The sequence below is a fragment of the Streptomyces flavalbus genome (genome assembly GCF_042674625.1).
Taxonomy (GTDB): domain Bacteria; phylum Actinomycetota; class Actinomycetes; order Streptomycetales; family Streptomycetaceae; genus Streptomyces; species Streptomyces flavalbus.
This window is the reverse complement of sequence record NZ_JBHTEB010000001.1, coordinates 3,768,143-3,784,987: the sequence shown is the minus strand read 5'-3', so window position 1 is coordinate 3,784,987 and position 16,845 is coordinate 3,768,143. Positions and strand designations below refer to the sequence as shown.

At 72.3% G+C, this 16,845-nt stretch carries 19 protein-coding genes; 10 read left to right on the top strand and 9 right to left on the bottom strand.

The features are described from left to right. Positions 1 to 4 precede the first annotated feature (4 nt). The 4 genes from ACFQZ6_RS16985 (at position 5) to ACFQZ6_RS16970 (ending at position 4,256) form a co-directional block, all read left to right on the top strand. Positions 5 to 1,672, top strand: coding sequence for a hypothetical protein (locus tag ACFQZ6_RS16985; RefSeq protein WP_381609760.1), 1,668 nt, complete (start codon positions 5 to 7; stop codon positions 1,670 to 1,672). Further along, positions 1,669 to 2,370: an ABC transporter ATP-binding protein gene (locus tag ACFQZ6_RS16980; protein ID WP_381609757.1), complete on the top strand. Its 702-nt coding sequence runs from the start codon at positions 1,669 to 1,671 to the stop codon at positions 2,368 to 2,370. Before ACFQZ6_RS16985 ends, ACFQZ6_RS16980 begins: the two co-directional genes overlap by 4 nt. Beyond that, complete coding sequence (locus tag ACFQZ6_RS16975) at positions 2,367 to 3,584, top strand: FtsX-like permease family protein (RefSeq protein WP_381609754.1); 1,218 nt, start codon at positions 2,367 to 2,369, stop codon at positions 3,582 to 3,584. Before ACFQZ6_RS16980 ends, ACFQZ6_RS16975 begins: the two co-directional genes overlap by 4 nt. A 423-nt stretch (positions 3,585 to 4,007) precedes the next feature. Next, positions 4,008 to 4,256: a hypothetical protein gene (locus tag ACFQZ6_RS16970; protein WP_381609751.1), complete on the top strand. Its 249-nt coding sequence runs from the start codon at positions 4,008 to 4,010 to the stop codon at positions 4,254 to 4,256. Between the two features lie 8 nt (positions 4,257 to 4,264). Here the strand turns inward: ACFQZ6_RS16970 and ACFQZ6_RS16965 are convergent, their stop codons facing one another. Continuing rightward, positions 4,265 to 4,549, bottom strand: coding sequence for a hypothetical protein (locus ACFQZ6_RS16965; protein WP_381609748.1), 285 nt, complete (start codon positions 4,547 to 4,549; stop codon positions 4,265 to 4,267). Continuing rightward, on the bottom strand, positions 4,546 to 4,767 hold the full coding sequence (locus ACFQZ6_RS16960; RefSeq protein ID WP_381609745.1) for a hypothetical protein: 222 nt from the start codon (positions 4,765 to 4,767) through the stop codon (positions 4,546 to 4,548). Before ACFQZ6_RS16960 ends, ACFQZ6_RS16965 begins: the two co-directional genes overlap by 4 nt. A gap of 136 nt (positions 4,768 to 4,903) precedes the next feature. Between ACFQZ6_RS16960 and ACFQZ6_RS16955 the strand changes: the two genes are divergently transcribed. Continuing rightward, entirely contained in the window at positions 4,904 to 5,719 is an 816-nt protein-coding gene (locus tag ACFQZ6_RS16955) for a helix-turn-helix domain-containing protein (protein ID WP_381609742.1), read from the top strand. Beyond that, positions 5,716 to 5,913 carry a DUF397 domain-containing protein gene (locus ACFQZ6_RS16950; protein ID WP_381609740.1) on the top strand — a complete coding sequence of 66 codons (198 nt, stop codon included), beginning with the start codon at positions 5,716 to 5,718 and terminating at the stop codon, positions 5,911 to 5,913. The genes ACFQZ6_RS16955 and ACFQZ6_RS16950 overlap by 4 nt, the downstream gene beginning before the upstream one ends. Here the strand turns inward: ACFQZ6_RS16950 and ACFQZ6_RS16945 are convergent. Then, complete coding sequence (locus ACFQZ6_RS16945) at positions 5,900 to 7,996, bottom strand: pectinesterase family protein (RefSeq protein WP_381609737.1); 2,097 nt, start codon at positions 7,994 to 7,996, stop codon at positions 5,900 to 5,902. The two genes, ACFQZ6_RS16950 and ACFQZ6_RS16945, sit on opposite strands and share 14 nt — an antisense overlap. Before the next feature lie 216 nt (positions 7,997 to 8,212). Between ACFQZ6_RS16945 and ACFQZ6_RS16940 the strand changes: the two genes are divergently transcribed. Beyond that, positions 8,213 to 8,512: a DUF6281 family protein gene (locus ACFQZ6_RS16940; RefSeq protein ID WP_381609734.1), complete on the top strand. Its 300-nt coding sequence runs from the start codon at positions 8,213 to 8,215 to the stop codon at positions 8,510 to 8,512. Positions 8,513 to 8,518: 6 nt separating this feature from the next. Here ACFQZ6_RS16940 and ACFQZ6_RS16935 read toward each other — a convergent pair whose 3' ends face one another. The 6 genes from ACFQZ6_RS16935 to ACFQZ6_RS16910 all read right to left on the bottom strand — a co-directional run bounded on the left by ACFQZ6_RS16935 (position 8,519) and on the right by ACFQZ6_RS16910 (position 14,195). Continuing rightward, positions 8,519 to 9,943: a HAMP domain-containing sensor histidine kinase gene (locus ACFQZ6_RS16935; RefSeq protein ID WP_381609731.1), complete on the bottom strand. Its 1,425-nt coding sequence runs from the start codon at positions 9,941 to 9,943 to the stop codon at positions 8,519 to 8,521. After that, positions 9,940 to 10,674 carry a response regulator transcription factor gene (locus tag ACFQZ6_RS16930; RefSeq protein ID WP_381609729.1) on the bottom strand — a complete coding sequence of 245 codons (735 nt, stop codon included), beginning with the start codon at positions 10,672 to 10,674 and terminating at the stop codon, positions 9,940 to 9,942. Before ACFQZ6_RS16930 ends, ACFQZ6_RS16935 begins: the two co-directional genes overlap by 4 nt. A gap of 90 nt (positions 10,675 to 10,764) precedes the next feature. Beyond that, a complete protein-coding gene (locus tag ACFQZ6_RS16925; protein ID WP_381609726.1) occupies positions 10,765 to 10,941 on the bottom strand; it encodes a hypothetical protein in 177 nt (58 codons plus the stop codon). A 17-nt stretch (positions 10,942 to 10,958) separates the two neighbouring features. Further along, positions 10,959 to 11,993 (bottom strand): S1C family serine protease, encoded by a 1,035-nt coding sequence (locus ACFQZ6_RS16920; protein ID WP_381609723.1) that lies wholly within the window; start codon positions 11,991 to 11,993, stop codon positions 10,959 to 10,961. A gap of 116 nt (positions 11,994 to 12,109) precedes the next feature. Next, entirely contained in the window at positions 12,110 to 13,132 is a 1,023-nt protein-coding gene (locus tag ACFQZ6_RS16915) for a LacI family DNA-binding transcriptional regulator (RefSeq protein WP_381609720.1), read from the bottom strand. A 277-nt stretch (positions 13,133 to 13,409) separates the two neighbouring features. Further along, entirely contained in the window at positions 13,410 to 14,195 is a 786-nt protein-coding gene (locus ACFQZ6_RS16910; protein ID WP_381609717.1) for a winged helix-turn-helix transcriptional regulator, read from the bottom strand. A gap of 241 nt (positions 14,196 to 14,436) precedes the next feature. Here ACFQZ6_RS16910 and ACFQZ6_RS16905 point away from each other — a divergent pair, with 241 nt between their 5' ends. The 3 genes from ACFQZ6_RS16905 to ACFQZ6_RS16895 are packed head-to-tail and all read left to right on the top strand — an operon-like array spanning position 14,437 to position 16,781. Further along, positions 14,437 to 15,309, top strand: a complete 873-nt coding sequence (locus tag ACFQZ6_RS16905) for an alpha/beta hydrolase family protein (RefSeq protein ID WP_381609714.1) — start codon at positions 14,437 to 14,439, stop codon at positions 15,307 to 15,309. Between the two features lie 45 nt (positions 15,310 to 15,354). Further along, positions 15,355 to 15,609: a MoaD/ThiS family protein gene (locus tag ACFQZ6_RS16900; RefSeq protein ID WP_381609711.1), complete on the top strand. Its 255-nt coding sequence runs from the start codon at positions 15,355 to 15,357 to the stop codon at positions 15,607 to 15,609. An 8-nt stretch (positions 15,610 to 15,617) separates the two neighbouring features. Next, on the top strand, positions 15,618 to 16,781 hold the full coding sequence (locus tag ACFQZ6_RS16895) for a hypothetical protein (protein WP_381609709.1): 1,164 nt from the start codon (positions 15,618 to 15,620) through the stop codon (positions 16,779 to 16,781). Positions 16,782 to 16,845 lie beyond the last annotated feature (64 nt).

Sequence of the window (16,845 nt, the reverse complement as noted above, 5' to 3'; positions counted from 1 at the left end):
GGCCGTGGCCGCTGCCCTGGTGGCGGTGGCGTCGTGCGGGTTCGGAGGCGGACGCCCGGAGCTGCCTCAGCACCCCGCCGCGCGGCAGTTCGACCTGCTGGTCAGTGAGCAGAACGGCTACTACTACCCGCCCTTCCTGCGCGAGCAGCCCGCGGGGGCCGAGGCGCAGTCGTACGCCGTGCGCGCCCTGGCGGAACTGGGGCGGCGGCCCCGGGTGAGCGCCTCCGCGGACCGGGTCGCGGCGCTGCGCCGGGAGGCGCTGGCGTCCTCACCGCTGTGGGGTCGCGAGTGGCTGGTCGCGCTGCGGCGGGCCGGTGCCACGGGAGTCCTCGACGCGGGGGACGCGCGAGCGGTACGGCGGTTGCGGGCGGACGGCGGTTGGTACGTCGATCCCGCTCTCGGCGACGGTACGGACGCGGCTCGGCTCGGCGCGACCTGGGCGGCCCTCGGCGTACTCGAAGCCCTGGGGCGGCTGGACGACTTGTCGGCGGCGGAGCGGAACAGGACCGCCGACTGGTTGTCCTCACGGGTGACCGAAGGGCTTCCGGCCGATCAGAAGGCCGCGCTGGCGGGTTCGCTGCGGCTGCTCGGCAGGTCCGTGCCCGCGCGGATTGCCGCCGTCGCCGCGCCCCGCACCGCTCACTGGACAGCCCTCTCCCCTGACGACCGGGTGGAGTTGCTGAGCGACACCTATCACTACGTCCTGGTGCGAGAGGCGGCTGACCTGCGTCCCGTCGTCGACCGGGGACTGTGGGAGGCGGTCCTGCGGGAGGGCGCGGACGTCCTGCCGTACGAGCAGCTCTACTGGGTGGTGCACATCCTCAAGGCGGCCGGGGCGGACGGGGACTCGTTCGAGGGTGTCGGGGAGCGGCTCGGTGCCGCGCGGCTTGACGACGGGACCCTGCGGGACCCGAGCGTCTACCTCGGTGATCCCGAGTCCTCCCTCTTCGTCGAGCGGCTACGGGCGCTCGCGGGCTGGCCGCGCCGGGACCTCCGGCTGCTCGCTGCCGTCGAGCGGGAGGAGGCGTCCGGTGAGGCGAGTCAGGACGGCGGTGACCGGCTGAGCCGAGCGGCGGTGCGCAGGCTCGCCGGCGGCGAGGGCGCGGGAGGCGATGACGCGGGGCGGCTGTGCGCGGCTGGCGGGGTGCTGCCCGGCGTCGTGACCGCGGGCAATGCCGCGCAGTGGCAGCGCGCCGCTCTCAACTGCGCCGACGCGGGGGCCACTGGAGCCATCGCCGCTCCCCGGGTCGAGGCCTGGGAACTGGGCGGCCCGGACGCCGTGGTGGCCGCGGCCACGGTCGTCGTCGGGTTCGCCGACGCGGGGTTGCCGGGGCGTACGCCGACCTGGATCGCGCGGGGCGCGCTGCGGCCTTGGGCCCGGAGTCCGGAGCGGTTCGTCTCCCTCTACGACTACAGCCTGGTCGTACGGGCGTACGCCCTGCTCGGCGGTGAGCTGGACCGGCCACTGCGGTCGGCGCTGGAGCGCGGTGTGGTGCCTTATCGGGGTTGCCCCGGGCTGCCGGATCTGTTCCGGGTGAGGGCTGGGGATCCGGCCTGCGATCTCAAGACCACCTGGGGTGTGTGGGCGCTGGACCGGGCGTGGGGCGGGGTCATGGGCTGGGTGCCGGGGAGCGGTACCGGAGCGGGACGAGGGACGGGAGCAGGTCGGTGAGCACGCTGTTGCGGGCGGAGGGTGTGGGCAAGACCTATGCCCGGCGGGAGAAGGAGAAAAGGCGAGGGATTGGGGTTCTGCGGGACGTCGATCTCGGCGTACGGGGAGGAGAGGTGACCGCGCTGGTCGGTCCCTCGGGGGCGGGGAAGACCACGCTCCTGCACATCCTGGGGCTGCTGACCCCGCCGGACAGCGGCCGGGTGTGCGTCGGGCACGGCGCGGACGAGGTCGACACGACAGGGCTCGGGGACCGTGCGCTGGCCGATCTGCGGCGGGCCCGGCTCGGGTTCGTCTTCCAGTCGTACAACCTCCTGCCGCAGCACTCGGCGTTGCGCAACGTGCTCCTGCCGTACGCCGGACGCGCCGCGGAGGGTGCCGAGCGCGCCCGCGCGCTGCTGGAACGGGTCGGACTCGCCGAGCGCGCCGGTCATCTGCCCGGTGAGCTGTCCGGCGGGGAGCAGCAGCGGGTCGCGCTGGCCCGGGCGCTGATCAACGACCCGCGCGTGCTGCTGGCCGACGAACCCACCGGCAACCTCGACACCTGCAACGAGGAGACGCTGCTCGGGCTGTTCCGCGAACTGGCCGACGAGGGGCGGGCGGTGGTGCTGGTGACGCACAATCCGGCGGTGTCGGCGGTCGCGGACACCGTGTACCGGGTGGACGCGGGGGCGCTGGTGCCGGAGCGGAGTGCCGCGTGAACGTCCTGGTTCTGGCCCTCGCCAACGTACGTGCGCTGCGCCGCCGTCTGTACGGGCTGATGGCGCTGGTCGCCGTCGCCGTCGCGCTCTGCCTCGGAGCGCTGGGCGTCGCCGACCGGGCGCAGGGCGCCACCGACTCCAAGGTCACCGAGAGCGCGGCGAACCGCAGCATCACCGTTGACCGGCCCGACGACCGTCCCGGCACGGCGCCGCTGACCGACCACACGGCCGGACGGCTGGCCAGGCTGCCCGGCGTCGTGTCGGTCCAGCACCGGGCGCAGGTGTCGTTCAGCGTGTCGACGGAAGAGGGCGACACCGCCCTGCTGTACGCGACGACCCACCGGGCCGCGCTCACCCCACCGGTGACGAGGTCCGTGCGGAAACGGGTCTTCCCGCTGCGGCCCGGCGAGATCGTGGCACCGGCCACCGCGCAGGGTGTGGACCTGTCCCGACTGGTGGGCCGGGAGGTCGAGGTGGAGACCATCCGCTTCGTACGGCCCGGAGAGGGCACCGGCGTCACCGGTCGGGCCCGCCTCGTCGGCGTGTACGACCCCTCCTGGCAACTGGATGGCCCCGACGCGACCTACGCGGACGACGCGACCGTGATCCAGTGGGCGGCCCAGCGGGCGGGGCGGCCGACGGACGACTACCTCGGCGCCGTCGGCTACGACCAGCTCACCGTGGTCGCGCGGACGGCGGATGACGTACCCGGCGTACTGCGGGCCGTGCAGGACCGGGGCTATCCGGCGGTCACCCTGCGGCAGCAACTCGCCGCACTGCCCGCGGTCCTGGAACTGGTGCGGGTGGTCGGGCTGGTGTTGCTCGCCGTGCTGGGTGTGCTGGCGTTCGCGGGTGCCGTCACGGTGACCGGCGCGCTGTCGCGGCGTCGCGCCCAGGAGATCGGTGTCCTCAAGGCGGTCGGGTTCCGTACCCGGGCGGTGCTGACGATGCTCGTCGCCGAGATGGCGCTCGCGGGCGCGGCCGCCGCGTTGGTCGGTACGGCGCTGGGCGCGCTGCTCGGCGGGGCGGGCGCGGCTCTGATGAGGGGGAGCGCGGACCTGGCGCCCTACGCGGTGGACCGGGTGCCCCTGCCGACGCTGGGGGCGGTGGTGGCGGTGCTCGGGCTGACGGTGCTGGTGGTGACGGCAGGGGCGCTCGGACCGGCACGGCGGGCGGCGGCGATGTCGCCCGTGGACGCGATGCGGGAGTGGTGAGCCGTCCTGTGGCCTGGTCGAGGAGTCGGGGAGCGCGGCTGCTGGTCGCCTTCGGTGCGGTGGCCGCTTCGGTGATGGCGTGCGCCGGGCCGGGCGGGGTGGAGCTGGGGCACGACTGGCAGGGCGCCAGTTCGTTCGCGCTCGCTCGGGTGGACGGGCTGGTGACGGTGGTCGGTGTCGATCCCCGCGCGGGGCGCGCGGAGAGCCTCGCGGTCGTGTCGCAGCAAGCCGACGACACCGACTCCGTCAGCCCGCAGATCGTCGAACTCGCCGATGGGCGCTGGCTGGTGAGCGTGCCCCGGGACGGGGCCCGGGCAGATCGGCGGTACGTGGTCAACCGGGCCGACCGGGTTCTCGACGGGGTGGCGGGAGGTGAAGCGTGGCGCCGGGTGCTGGCGGGGCGGAGCCTTGTCGCCGAGCGCGGTGGCGGCGACGGACACGTCGATCGTGATCGCCGTCGCCACCGGTGCGGACACCGAGGTCGTCCAGCTCGATTCCCTCACCGGCCGCGAAGAGCACCGGGTGCGGGTGGCGGGGGTCGCGACGTCGCTGGCCCTCACGCCCAGTCCGGTGGGTTGGCTCCTCTATGCGGAGGAGTCGGTGACGTGCGTCGATCTGGCCACGGGGCGGATGACGCGATTCCGTCTGCCGGGCACCCTGTTGGACGCATGAGTTCGGGATCAACCGCCGGTGATACGGCCGCCCCGGCTGACGGCGATCCGGAGGGCGTCGTCCAGGGACTCCACGGTTCGGGTGAGGGCGAAGCGGACGGCCCGTTCACCGGCTTTGGCGTCGGCGAGCACTGCCCTGGCGCCCGCGCGGACCTGTTCGCCAGCGGCCAGTTGGGCCTCCTCCACGTCGTCCGCGAGGCGGGAGAGCAGGCTGCCGGGGTCGTCGGTGCTCAGGTAGCAGGGCTTGCCCTCGGGGGTGGTCCAGGGGAGGAGGCGTAGTCCGTTCTTCGTCATGCGGGGGCCTCCACCATGTCGAGGCTGCGGAGGTACGGGCGGCCCAGCGGGGTGTCGTACCAGATGGGGGAGTCGGGGTGGGTGGGCGGTGGGGGTGCCGGGAGTCGTGGTGACGGGGGGTGTTGGCGGGTCGCCCGGTGGCTGCCGCGGGCGGGGAAGAGGATGCGCGTGAGCAGGAGGAGCAGGGACTCGCGGAATCCGGGCATGCGGGCGCGCATGGCGATCTCCTTGGCGGGAGCAGGGGTGGGTTGACGAGCGGTGATTACCGTTCGTGCCCTGATCGTCACAGGAGCGGCGTACGCTGCGGAAGGGGTTGAGTGTTGTCTGGGGCGCCAGGCAACGGAGAGGGGTGACATGGGTGTCGCGGTTGACGGAGGGCGGGTCGCACTGGGGCGGACGCTCAGGTTCCTGCGGGAGGCGGCGGGCAAGTCGCTGGGCCAGTTGGCCGAGGAAACCGGGTACGACAAGAGCTACCTGAGTCGTCTGGAGTCGGGTGAGCGACTGTCCAAGGTGCGGGTCATGGAGGACCTGGACAGCTACTACGGCTCCGGTGACCTGCTGGTGAGCCACTGGAAGGCCGCACGGCACGATGCCTTCAAGGCCAAGTACCAGGACTTCATGCGGCTGGAGGAGACGGCGCGGATCATGCACAAGTACGCGCCCAACGTGCCCGGTCTGCTTCAGACCGAGGAGTTCGCCCGCGAGGTGTTGTCTGAGCCCCAGACAACACCTCGGGACGCCGATGCGGTGGAGGAGCAGGTGGCCGCGCGCCTGGGTCGGCAACTCCTGCTGCGGAAGGACCCGGCGCCCAGTGTGCGTTTCGTGGTGGACGAGTTGGCGTTCCGCCGTGCCTCCGCGAGCGCGGAGGTCTGGAACGGGCAGTTGCTGCAAGTCGAGGCCGTCGCTCAGTGGCCGAATGTCACCGTTCAGGTGCTGCCGTTCGCCGCGGGTCTTCACGACCTCATGGGGAAGGGGTCCCTGACCCTGCTCTGGCAGCGGGATGGAAGTGCCGTCGCCTACACGGAGGGTGACAGCAGCGGCCTGCTGACGGACGATCCAGACGACGTGTTGCGCCACCGCTTGTCCTACGATCGGCTCCGGGATCTGGCGCTGTCGCCGTCGGACTCGCTCTCGTTCATCCGGGACGTACTGGAGGAGCACCGGTCATGAAGCGCATCCCCGACCTCGATGCCGCCGTGTGGCGCAAGTCCACCTACAGCGACGGGGGCGACAACAACTGCCTCGAAGTCGTGGACGGATTGGGCATAGTTCCTGTCCGCGACAGCAAGGCCCCGGAGGCCGGGGTGTTGGTCTTCGGGGCTGACTGCTGGCGGGTGTTCGTCGCGGGGGTCAGGACGCCGTAGGGGTCCAGTCGGTGAGCCAGTCCGCCGTCTCCTGGTCGGCTGCCTGGGACGCGGTCAGGATGGGGCGGTTGGTGGAGGCGGGGCCTGCGCCGGGGCCCGTGTTGTTGTACTCGGCGAAGCGGTCGTCCTTCCAGGAGAAGCCGCTCATGTCGGTCCAGGGGGTGGACTTGATGGCCGCGCTGAGGGTGGTGTCGCGGACCGTGGTCTGGGGGTCGAGGGTGGCGTCGCCGCCCGCGTGCCAGGGGCGGCCCAGGTAGAAGGAGGCGGCCGAGACGTCGCCGTTGACCGTGGAGCGGGTGATCAGGAAGCCCTTGCGGTTGGCCGCTGTGCTGGGGGCCGTGAGGTAGCCCGCCGACGTGCCGTTCCAGCGCTTCTTCAACGTGAGGACCGAGCGGTCGATCACTGCCGTCGCGCGGCCGAAGATGAAGTCGACGTTGCCGACGACGTAGGAGTTGGTGAGGTAGACCCTGCCCAGCCTGTCCTTGGACGCGGTGTCGAGGAGGAGGGTGTCCTGGTCGCCGTTGATGATGAGGGAGTCCAGGAGGATTCTGTCGGCCGCCGTGCGGAGGGCTACCGCCTGGTGGCCGGAGAGGGACTGGTTCGCGGCCTCGTCGAAGTCGTTGCTGATGGTGAGGTTGCGGGCCTGGAAGTCGTCCGCCTCGACGGCGACCGTCGCGCTGCCCGAGGTGCCGTAGGTGCCGGAGCCGTCCGGCTTGGGGGTGCCGGACGCGTTGTTGTAGACGATCTCCGTGTCCTTGCGGCTGGCGCCGGTGCCCTGGAAGGTGATGTGCGGCTTGTTGGAGGGGACCTTGACCGTCTCGCGGTAGGTGCCGGGGGCGATGGAGATGACCACGCGGCTGGTGTTGTTCGCCGGTACGGCGTTCACCGCGGCCTGCACGGTCGTGTACTGGGCCGAGCCGTTCTTGGCCACGGTGAGGGTCGTGGCGGCAGTGGTGGCCGTGGTGGTGGCCGTGGTTGTCGTGCCCAGGGTGCTGCGCGGGCCCGTCTGGGACTTGAGGAGGGACGGGACGGTCGTCGCCTGGTCGAGGGTGTACGGGTAGTACGTCCTCGGGTCGAACGCCGTGCCGCCGCTCTCGTTGCGGCCGGTCATGCCGGAGAAGTGGTTGCCGCGCTGGACCAGGGTGGCCGTGCTGTCCTTGATGACCGGGTTCGTGAAGCCCTGGAAGTAGGAGTTCTCCAGGAGCATCGACGTCCGGCCGCGGGAGTAGTTGCCGTAGGAGGACGTGATGCCGGTGCCCGCCGTGTCCTCCAGGTAGTTGTTGTAGAGGTGGGCGTGGGCGCAGTTGTCGGTGGACGGGTTGCGCTGTTCCGTCTCGCGGATCCAGTTGTGGTGGATCGTGATGTCGGTGACGACGTTCTCCGTCCAGCCGATGCCGAACGTCTTGTTGTTGTTGCTCATCCGGTTCCAGGAGACCGTGACGTTCGTGCTGTCCTTGCGGACGTCGATCAGGCCGTCCGCCATGTGGCGCAGGTCGTTGTGGTCGATCCAGACGTGGTGGGCGCCGTCCATCTGGATGGCGTCGTAGTCGTGGTCCTTGTCGTTCCAGATGCCCTGGTACGTGTCCCGGATGGTCAGGTTCCGGATGATCACGTTGTGGACGCCCTGGCCGAGGAAGAAGCCGCCGCCGACGATGTGGCCCGAGGTGCCGGAGCCGATGATGGTCTTGTCGGAGGCGACCTTGATTTCCTTGCCCACGGGGTTCATGTTGATCGCCGCCGCTACGACGATGACGTACGGCTCGGGCGCGGTGGCGTACTTCTCCAGGTCCGCGAGAGTGCGGACGGTGACCGTCTGGCCGTCCCGGCCGCCGTACGTGCCGTTCTGGCCGAGGGAATTGACGGAGGCGAAGCCGTCGGCTGTGTCCGAGGCCCAGGTCGCGGTGGCCGCGGCTGCGGTGCTGCGGGCGTCGGCGCCGAAGACGCCCGCGTCCGTGCCGTACACGAGGGCGGCGGTCGTGGTGAGGGCGACGGGGAGGCCCAGGGTCATGAACGTCGTGCGCTTCCTGCGGTGGCGGGGGCGGGGGCGACGTGGTTGGGGTACGCGGGTGTGGGTGTCACTCATGGGCCCGGTCCGTTCCGTGGGGGTGGGGATGGTCGTCCCCTAGTCGCCGCGGAGTGGTCCCGGGTTGCCGGGGGTGAACGGATCGGGTGGCCGACGCGTCTGAGGAGGGACTCAGGGAGGCGTTCGATGCGTGTGGTACCGACAGCGGTTGTCGCGGTGGTTGCCGTGGTGGGGGGTCTGGCGGGGTGTGGTGCGTCGGAGGGGGGCTCGGCGGCTGTGTCCTGTGCCTACGTCGTGGCCTATGACGGGCGTGCCTACTGGGGGACCGGGGACGGCGGCTTCGAGGTCCGCGAGTCCATCGGGACCGCCACCCAGCCGCCCTGCGACGACACACCGGGTGCGGAGGGGGACGGCGGCACCGGTGGTGCCGGGGTCCTGACCGCCTACCGGGTCGAAGGGCTGGACACCGGTACCGCCATCGCCGTGGGAACCTCGCCGGACGACGTCGTCCTCACGCGGGTCGATCCGGACAAGCTCGGTGCGGACGTCGTACGGGAGTTGTTCGAGGGGAACTAGCGCCCCCTACGGGACCTCCGGCGGTGGGGTCGCCGCGCCCGGTAGCCGGACCGTCGCCACCGTGCCGCCGTTCCGTGCCGGGCGCAGGGACACCTCGCCGCCCGTCTGCTGGATCGTGCGGGCGACGATGGAGAGGCCGAGGCCGGAGCCGGGGAGGGCGCGGGCGGACGGGGAGCGCCAGAAGCGGTCGAAGACGTGGGGGAGTTCGTCGGCGGGGATGCCGGGGCCGTGGTCGCGGACCGTGAGGGTGCCGTCGGCCAGGTGGACCTCGATCGTGCCGGACTCCGGGCTGAACTTCACCGCGTTGTCGAGGATGTTGACGATCGCCCGCTCCAGGGCCGACGGTTCCGCGCGGACGTACCAGGGGTGCACGTCCGCCGTGATCGTCAGCTCCGGGCCGCGCAGCCGGGCGCGGCGCAGGGCCGAATCGACCGTCTCGTGGAAGGCGATCACCTGGGCGCGGGCGGCGCTGTGCTGGCCCGTGTCCGGGCGGGAGAGTTCCTGTAGGTCGCCGATGAGGGCGGCCAGTTCCGTCATCTGCGCCTTCACCGACGCCAGCAGGGCCTTGCGGTCGGCCTCGGGGAGGGGGCGGCCGGTCTCCTCGCTGCGGGTGAGGAGTTCGATGTTCGTACGGAGGGAGGTGAGCGGGGTGCGCAGTTCGTGGCCCGCGTCCGCGATCAGTTGTTGCTGGAGGTCGCGGGAGCTGGCCAGGGCCGACGTCATCGAGTTGAAGGAGTGGGAGAGCCGGGCCACCTCGTCGTCGCTGTCCTCCTCCACCGGGATGCGGATGGTGAGGTCCTCGGTGCGGGCGACGTGCTCCACGGCCTCCGTGAGCTTGTCGACGGGGCGCAGTCCCGCGCGGGCCACCGCCAGGCCCGCGGCCCCGGCGCCGACCACTCCGACGCCGGAGACGATGAGCAGGAGCAGGGCGAGTTCGTTCAGGGTGGACCGGGTGTCCTTCAGCGGGAACGCGAACTGGAGGGCGACCCCCTCGGCGAGCGGCGCGGTCATCACCCGGACGTCGTTGCCCTCGCTGTCCTTGCCGTCCCGGAAGCGGGCCTCCCCCTCGGCCGTCTCGGCGACCTTGACGTCGGCGGCGGTGATCCGCACCGCGCCCGCCGAGTCGTTGAAGACGCAGGCGTCGCCGTCGGAGGTGACGAGTTGCTTGTAGGAGCGGATGCTGGGGCCGATGCCCGGGGGCGCGTGGGGCGTCTGGCTGCAGTTCTGCAGGGTGGGGCGGACGTCGGCCAAGGCCACTTGGACGTTGCCGCCGCCCAGATTGTCGTCGATCTCGTCGTACAGCTTCCCGCGTACCACGAACCAGCACGTCACCGACACCGCCGCCACCGCGAACGCCACCGCCGCGGCCACCAGCAGCGCCAGTCGGGAGCGGATCGGCAGGGCGCGGAAGCGGCGGGCGAGGTGGTTCACTCGGCGCCGCCCTGGCGCAGGACGTAGCCGACGCCGCGCACGGTGTGCACGAGGCGGGGTTCGCCGCCCGCCTCGGTCTTGCGGCGCAGGTACATGACGTACACGTCGAGGGAGTTGGAGGACGGCTCGAAGTCGAAGCCCCAGACCGCCTTGAGGATCTGCTCCCGGGTGAGGACCTGGCGCGGGTGCGCCATGAACATCTCCAGCAGGGTGAACTCCGTGCGGGTCAGCTCCACCGGGCGCCTGCCCCGCGTCACCTCCCGCGTCGCCAGGTTCATGCGGAGGTCCGCGAAGGACAGGGTGTCGTCCTCCAGGTCGGTGCCGGGGACCGCCGCCGCGTAGGAGCTGCGGCGCAGCAGGGCGCGGATGCGGGCGAACAGCTCGTCCAGCTCGAAGGGCTTGACGAGGTAGTCGTCCGCGCCCGCGTCCAGGCCGGTCACCCGGTCGCCGACCGTGTCGCGGGCGGTGAGCATGAGGATGGGGAGGGTGTCGCCGGTGCCGCGGATTCGGCGGGCGGCGGTGAGGCCGTCCATGCGGGGCATCTGGATGTCGAGGACGACCAGGTCGGGCCGGTAGGCGGCGGTCTTCTCCAGGGCGTCCGCGCCGTCGACGGCGACCTCGGTGTCGTAGCCCTCGAAGGCGAGGCTGCGCTGGAGTGCTTCGCGCACCGCGGGCTCGTCGTCGACGATGAGGATGCGCTGGGGGTCGCGGTCGCCTTCGGCGGGGCTCATGGGTCTTCGGTCCTCGGGTGCGGTGGCGGGAGGGTGACGGGGCTGGCTGTTATCAGCGTCGCACGGTGGTGGGCGGTCCGGTGGGGTGGCTCAGCCGTTGACCGGGGTACGGCGGCGGGTGGCGGGCCTGCGGGACACGGGGGGCGCCAGCTCGGGGGCCCGGGTGCGGGGCGCGTGCAGTTCGTGGGCCACTTCCAGGGGCAGGGTGTGGTCCGCCGGGTCGGTGGCGGTGGTGGGTGCCGTCGTGTGCTGTATCTGCCTGATCATGTTCTGCTCCTTCGGAGTCAGTCGGTGCCGCCCGAGCGCAGCTCGCTCAGGTCCGCCTTCACCGTGTTCACCGGGATCGCGAAGCCGAGGCCCACGCTGCCCGCGTCCGCGGAGGACGACGAACCCGCCGACGAGTACATCGCGGAGTTGATGCCGATGATGTCGCCGTTCATGTCGATCAGCGCGCCGCCGGAGTTGCCGGGGTTCAGGGACGCGTCCGTCTGGATCGCCTTGTACGTCGTCGTGGACGAGCCGGTGTCGCCGTTGAACTGCTCGCCGCCGAACTCGAACGGCCAGCCGCCGCCCGGCTGCCGCTGTTGCTGGCCCTCGTCGGTGGAGACGGTGACGTCGCGGTCGAGGGCGGAGACGATGCCGCTGGTCACGGTGCCGGTGAGGCCCTCGGGGGAGCCGATCGCCACGACGGTGTCGCCGACCTGGACGTCGTCGGAGTCACCGAGCGAGGCCGCCTTCAGACCGGAGGCGTCGGCCAGCTTGATCAGCGCGAGGTCCTTGGCGGCGTCGGTGCCGACGACCTCGGCGGTGTACTCCTTGCCGTCGCTGGTCTTCACCTTGATCTCGTTGGCGCCGGAGATCACGTGGTTGTTGGTGACGATCTCGCCGTCACTGGTGATGATCACACCGGCGCCGGTGGACTCACCGCTGCCGGAGGTGGCGTTGATCTCGACGATGCTCGGGCTGACCGCCGCCGCGATCGCCGCGATGTCGCCCTTGCTGCTCGACGGCACCACGCTGGTGGCGGTGGTGCCGCTCGCGGCGGTGGTGTCGGAGCCGGTCAGCTCCTGGATGCCGTACGCCGTGCCGCCGCCGATGGCCGCGGCGACGATGGCGACGGCGGCGAGCAGACCGACCGGGCCCCGGGCACGGCCCTTGCGGCGGGCGGGCGGGGCGGCGACGGGCTCGGTGAGGAGGGGGGTGGGCTGGTAGGCGGGAGGGGGCGGCGGCCACTCCGGGTTCACGGGGGCCGCAGGGTGCGCCGGGTTCGCGGGGGCCGCAGGGTGCGCCGGGTTCGCGTGGCTCATGCTCTCGGTCATGTTCATGAGCCTGTCGCGCGACCATGAGAACGCCCTGAGTGCTCCCTGAGAAGCCCGGCAGAACCTCGTATGCCCGATATAAAGCCCGCCCTTGGGCCGCCGCTACGCGCGGGCCCTCACTCGCAGCCGCACGAGCGGCGCCGCACCAGCTTCGACGGGAACACCTTCAGGCGTTCCTTCCGTGAGCCCGCCACCCGCAGGCCGTCGTCCAGGACCAGGTCCACCGCCGCGCGGGCCATCGCCGAGCGGTCGGAGGCGACCGTCGTCAGGGGCGGGTCGGCGAGCGCCGCCTCCTTGATGTCGTCGAAGCCCGCCACCGCCAGTTCGCCGGGTACGTCGATCCGCAGCTCGCGGGCCGCGCGCAGCACGCCGATCGCCTGGTCGTCGGTGGAGCAGAAGATCGCGGGCGGGCGGCGCGGGCCGGAGAGGATCTCCAGGCCGACCTGGTAGGCGTCGTAGCGGTTGTACGGCGCCTCGAAGAGGCGGCCCTCGGTGGAGATGCCCGCCTCGGCCATCGCGCGCCGCCAGCCCTCGACGTGGTCGGAGACCGGGTCACCGACGGCCGGGGTCTGGGCGGTGCCGCCGACACAGGCGACGTAGTCGTAGCCGTGCTCCAGCAGGTGGCTGACGGCGGTCTGGGCGCCGCCGAGGTCGTCCATGACCACCGCGACGTCGTCCATGGCCTCGGGGCGTTCGTGCAGCAGCACCACGCGGGCGTCCCAGGCGTCGATCTCGGCGGCGGCGAGGTCGTTGAGGGCGTGGCTGACGAGGATGAGTCCGGAGACCCGCATCCCCAGGAAGGCGCGCAGGTAGTGCACCTCGCGCTCGCCGATGTAGTCGCTGTTGCCGACCAGCACCATCTTGCCGCGCTCGGACGCCGCCTGTTCGACCGCGTGCGCCATCTCCGCGAAGAACGGCTGGCGCGCGTCCGGCACGATCAGGCCTATGAGGTCGGTGCGCCGCGACGCCATCGCCTGGGCCACCCGGTCGGGGCGGTAGCCCAGCTCCTTGATGGCGGCGAGGACACGCTCGCGCGTGGCCGGGGCGACCGGCCGGGGTCCGTTGTTGATGACGTAGCTGACCACGGCGGTGGAAGTCCCCGCCAGTCTCGCCACGTCATCCCGAGTCACCTTGGCCACGCGCGGAGTCTACGCGGATGGACCCGCTCTGGGCAGGGCGTACGCCACTTCCGGACGGCGCATCGCCCGGCGTGACGGCGTGTGCTCACACGTGTGAGCACGCGCGCGCTCCGTCGTGCGCGTCCGTGCGCGTCCGCCGGGTGCGGTGACGCCTGCGGAGTCCGTCCGCGGGGCGCCATCGCGCCTACGCCCTACGCCTGCGCCAGGCGCCGTTACCGCCTACGCCTGCGCCAGGCGCCGGTTACCGCCTACGCCTGCGCCAGGCGCCGGTTACCGCCTACGCCTCCGCCGTCACCTCGGCCGCGTCCAGCGCCGCGGGCGCGCTGTCCGGCGCCTCCCGCTTCGCCGGGGCCGCCTTGGCCGCCTTCGCCTCGTCGGTGCCGCGGTCCGCCTTCTCCGGGGTGACGAAGCGGTAGCCGACGTTCCGTACGGTGCCGATCAGCGACTCGTGCTCCGGGCCGAGCTTCGCCCGCAGCCGCCGTACGTGCACGTCCACGGTGCGGGTGCCGCCGAAGTAGTCGTAGCCCCAGACCTCCTGGAGGAGCTGCGCGCGCGTGAAGACGCGGCCCGGGTGCTGGGCGAGGTACTTCAGCAGCTCGAACTCCTTGAAGGTCAGGTCCAGGACCCGGCCCTTCAGCTTCGCGCTGTACGTCGCCTCGTCCACCGACAGGTCACCGTTGCGGATCTCCATCGGGGAGTCGTCGTTGACGATCTGCTGACGGCCCATCGCGAGCCGCAGCCTCGCCTCGACCTCCGCCGGACCGGCGGTGTCGAGGAGGACGTCGTCGATGCCCCAGTCCGCGGTGACGGCGGCCAGGCCGCCCTCGGTCACCACCAGGATCAGGGGACAGCCGGGGCCCGTGGACCGCAGCAGTTGGCACAGGCTGCGGACCTGGGGGAGGTCGCGACGCCCGTCGATGAGGATCACGTCGGCGCCGGGGGTGTCCACCAGCGCGGGGCCCTCCGCCGGAGCCACGCGCACGTTGTGCAGCAGCAGGCCGAGCGCGGGGAGCACCTCCGTCGACGGCTGGAGGGCGTTGGTGAGGAGCAGCAGAGAACTCATCGCGCCCCTCCCGCCCGGTCGGTGTTGCGTCGTCGTCGTCCGTGCACGGTTCGCTCGCCCATAACGTCTGGTTCCTCCTCGGTCCCTGCGAGGACGTATGCGGCACTGCTTCGTACTGCTCCGCCATGCCATCGACAACCCGTACACCTGCGGTTTCCCGCGTCGTATACAACGCTTCCGAAAGCACAAAAGGACCCGGGGGCTACGCTGCCCGAGTCCTCTGCCCAGCAGAATAGCCCACATGAGCAACGGTCCGGCAGGTCATGTGACCCGATCCAGCCCGCCATCCGGCTTTCGTCCACACTCCGAGACGCCCGCGCGGCACGGAACCGCCCGATTGCGGACGTTTCTGTACACCGTCGACGGCGTGCCGATCGACGCCGTATACGACCCGGGTGCGGTCGTATACGAAAACTCCCGGCCGCCCTCCGTTCAGCCCGTGTTCGTCGTCGCCCACGGGTTCACCGGCGACGTCGACCGGCCGCACGTTCGGCGGGTGGTGCGCGCGCTGCGGGCTTACGGCGCCGTCGTCACGTTCTCCTTCCGGGGGCACGGCGCGTCCGGTGGGCGGTCCACCGTCGGCGACCGCGAGGTGCTCGACCTGGCCGCCGCCGTCGCCTGGGCACGCGAACTCGGGCACGCGCGCGTGGCCACCGTCGGCTTTTCCATGGGCGGCTCGGTCGTCCTGCGGCACGCGGCCCTGCACCCGGACGACACCGACGCCGTGGTCTCCGTCAGCGCGCCCGCCCGCTGGTACTACCGGGGTACGGCACCCATGCGGCGCCTGCACTGGCTCGTCACCCGGCCCACGGGGCGCCTGGTCGGCCGCTACGGCTTCCGCACCCGCATCCACCACCGGGACTGGGACCCCGTGCCGCTCTCGCCGGTCGAGGCCGTGCCGCGGATCGCGCCGACGCCGCTGCTCATCGTGCACGGCGACCGGGACGGCTACTTCCCCGTCGACCACCCGCACATGCTGGCCGCGGCGGCCGGTGACCACGGCGAACTCTGGCTGGAGGAGGGCATGGGGCACGCCGAGCACGCCGCGTCGGAGGAGCTGCTGGCGCGGATCGGCGGCTGGGCCGTGGGACGGACTGTCGGCGGGGCGGGCTAGCCTGGCCGTGTTACTGCGTTACTGCCGACTGACTCAAGGAACGAGATGGCAAAGGTCACGGTGCGCTACTGGGCCGCCGCGAAGGCCGCGGCCGGGACCGCCGAGGAGCGCTACGACGCGGCCACGCTCGCCGAGGCGCTCGACGCCGTGCGCGAGCGGCACCCCGGCGAACTGACGCGCGTGCTGCTGCGCTGCTCGTTCCTGATCGACGGCGACCCCGTGGGCACGCGCGGGCACGAGACGGTACGGCTGGCCGAGGGCGGCACGGTCGAGGTGCTCCCGCCGTTCGCAGGAGGGTGACCGCAGCGATGAGCGAGCAGCCGTACCAGCAGTACCAGGGGTCCTACGACCCGTATCAGCAGCAGTACCCGCAGCAGCAACACCAGCAGCAGCAACAACACCAACAGCAATACCCGCAGCAGTATCAGCAGCCGCAGCCGTACCAGCAGCCGCAGCCGCAGCCCTCCTGGTCCGGTCAGCAGGGGTATGACCCGGCCTACGCCGACCAGCAGTACACCCAGCAGTGGCAGGGGCAGACCTGGGAGACGCAGACGCAGCCCCCGGTGCCGCCGGTCGCGGCGGCCGAGACGGCGTACCTGCCGCCGGTGAGCGAGCAGGCGTACCCGGTGGACGACCACCAGGAGCCCGCCCCCCACCCCGCGGCGACGGCGGCCGACCCCGGCTACGGCCCCGCCACCCTCGCCGGGAACTCCCGGGTCACCGACGCCCAGCGCGCCCGGCTCGAAGGGCGTTCCCCGATCATCGAGCCCGGCGGCCAGCCCGCCGCGCTCACCGCGCTGCTGGGGCTGCTCCTCGGCGGTACGGCGGCCATCGGGTCGTACGCCCTGCTCGTACCGCTCGTCGTGCTCCAGGCGGTCACCGCCGCGGGCTGGTTCCGGCTGAACGGCATGTGGCCCGCCCGGCAGGGCATCGCGCTGGCCTTCGCGGGCGCGCTGACCGCCGACGCCGTGCTGCTCGCGGCGGGCCGGGAGCACGGGCCCGCGGCGATCCTCGGCACGATCGGCGTGTGGGTGCTGCTCGCCCTCGTCCTCCAACTGCGCTCGCACGCCGACCCGGACGAGCGGATGTACGGCCTGACGGCGACCGTCGTCTCGGCGGCGCTGTCCGTCGTGGCCGCCGGGTACCTCGCGGCCGAGGCGGACGCCGTGACCGTCGGTGCCGTCGCGGTGGGCGTCGCCCTCGTCGCGCGGGCGCTGCCGATGCCGACGGTCGCGTCGGTGGCCGTGGCGCTGCTCGCCGCGGCGGGCGCGGGCATCGCGGTCGGCGGGCTGACCGGCGTCGGGGCCGAGGGCGCCCTGGTGGGCGTCGGCGCGGCGGCCTGCGCGCTGATCGGGCACCGGGTCGCGAGCTACGACTACCCGTCCCGCTTCGTCCACTTCACCGCGGGCGTGGCCCTGCCGCTGACGGCGGCGGCGCCGGTGGTGTGGGTGCTGGGGCGGGCCCTGGGCTGAGGGCGCCGGGGGGAGGGCCGGGCCGCGGGCCCGCCCTGTCACAGCCTGTCGACAATCCGGGGGG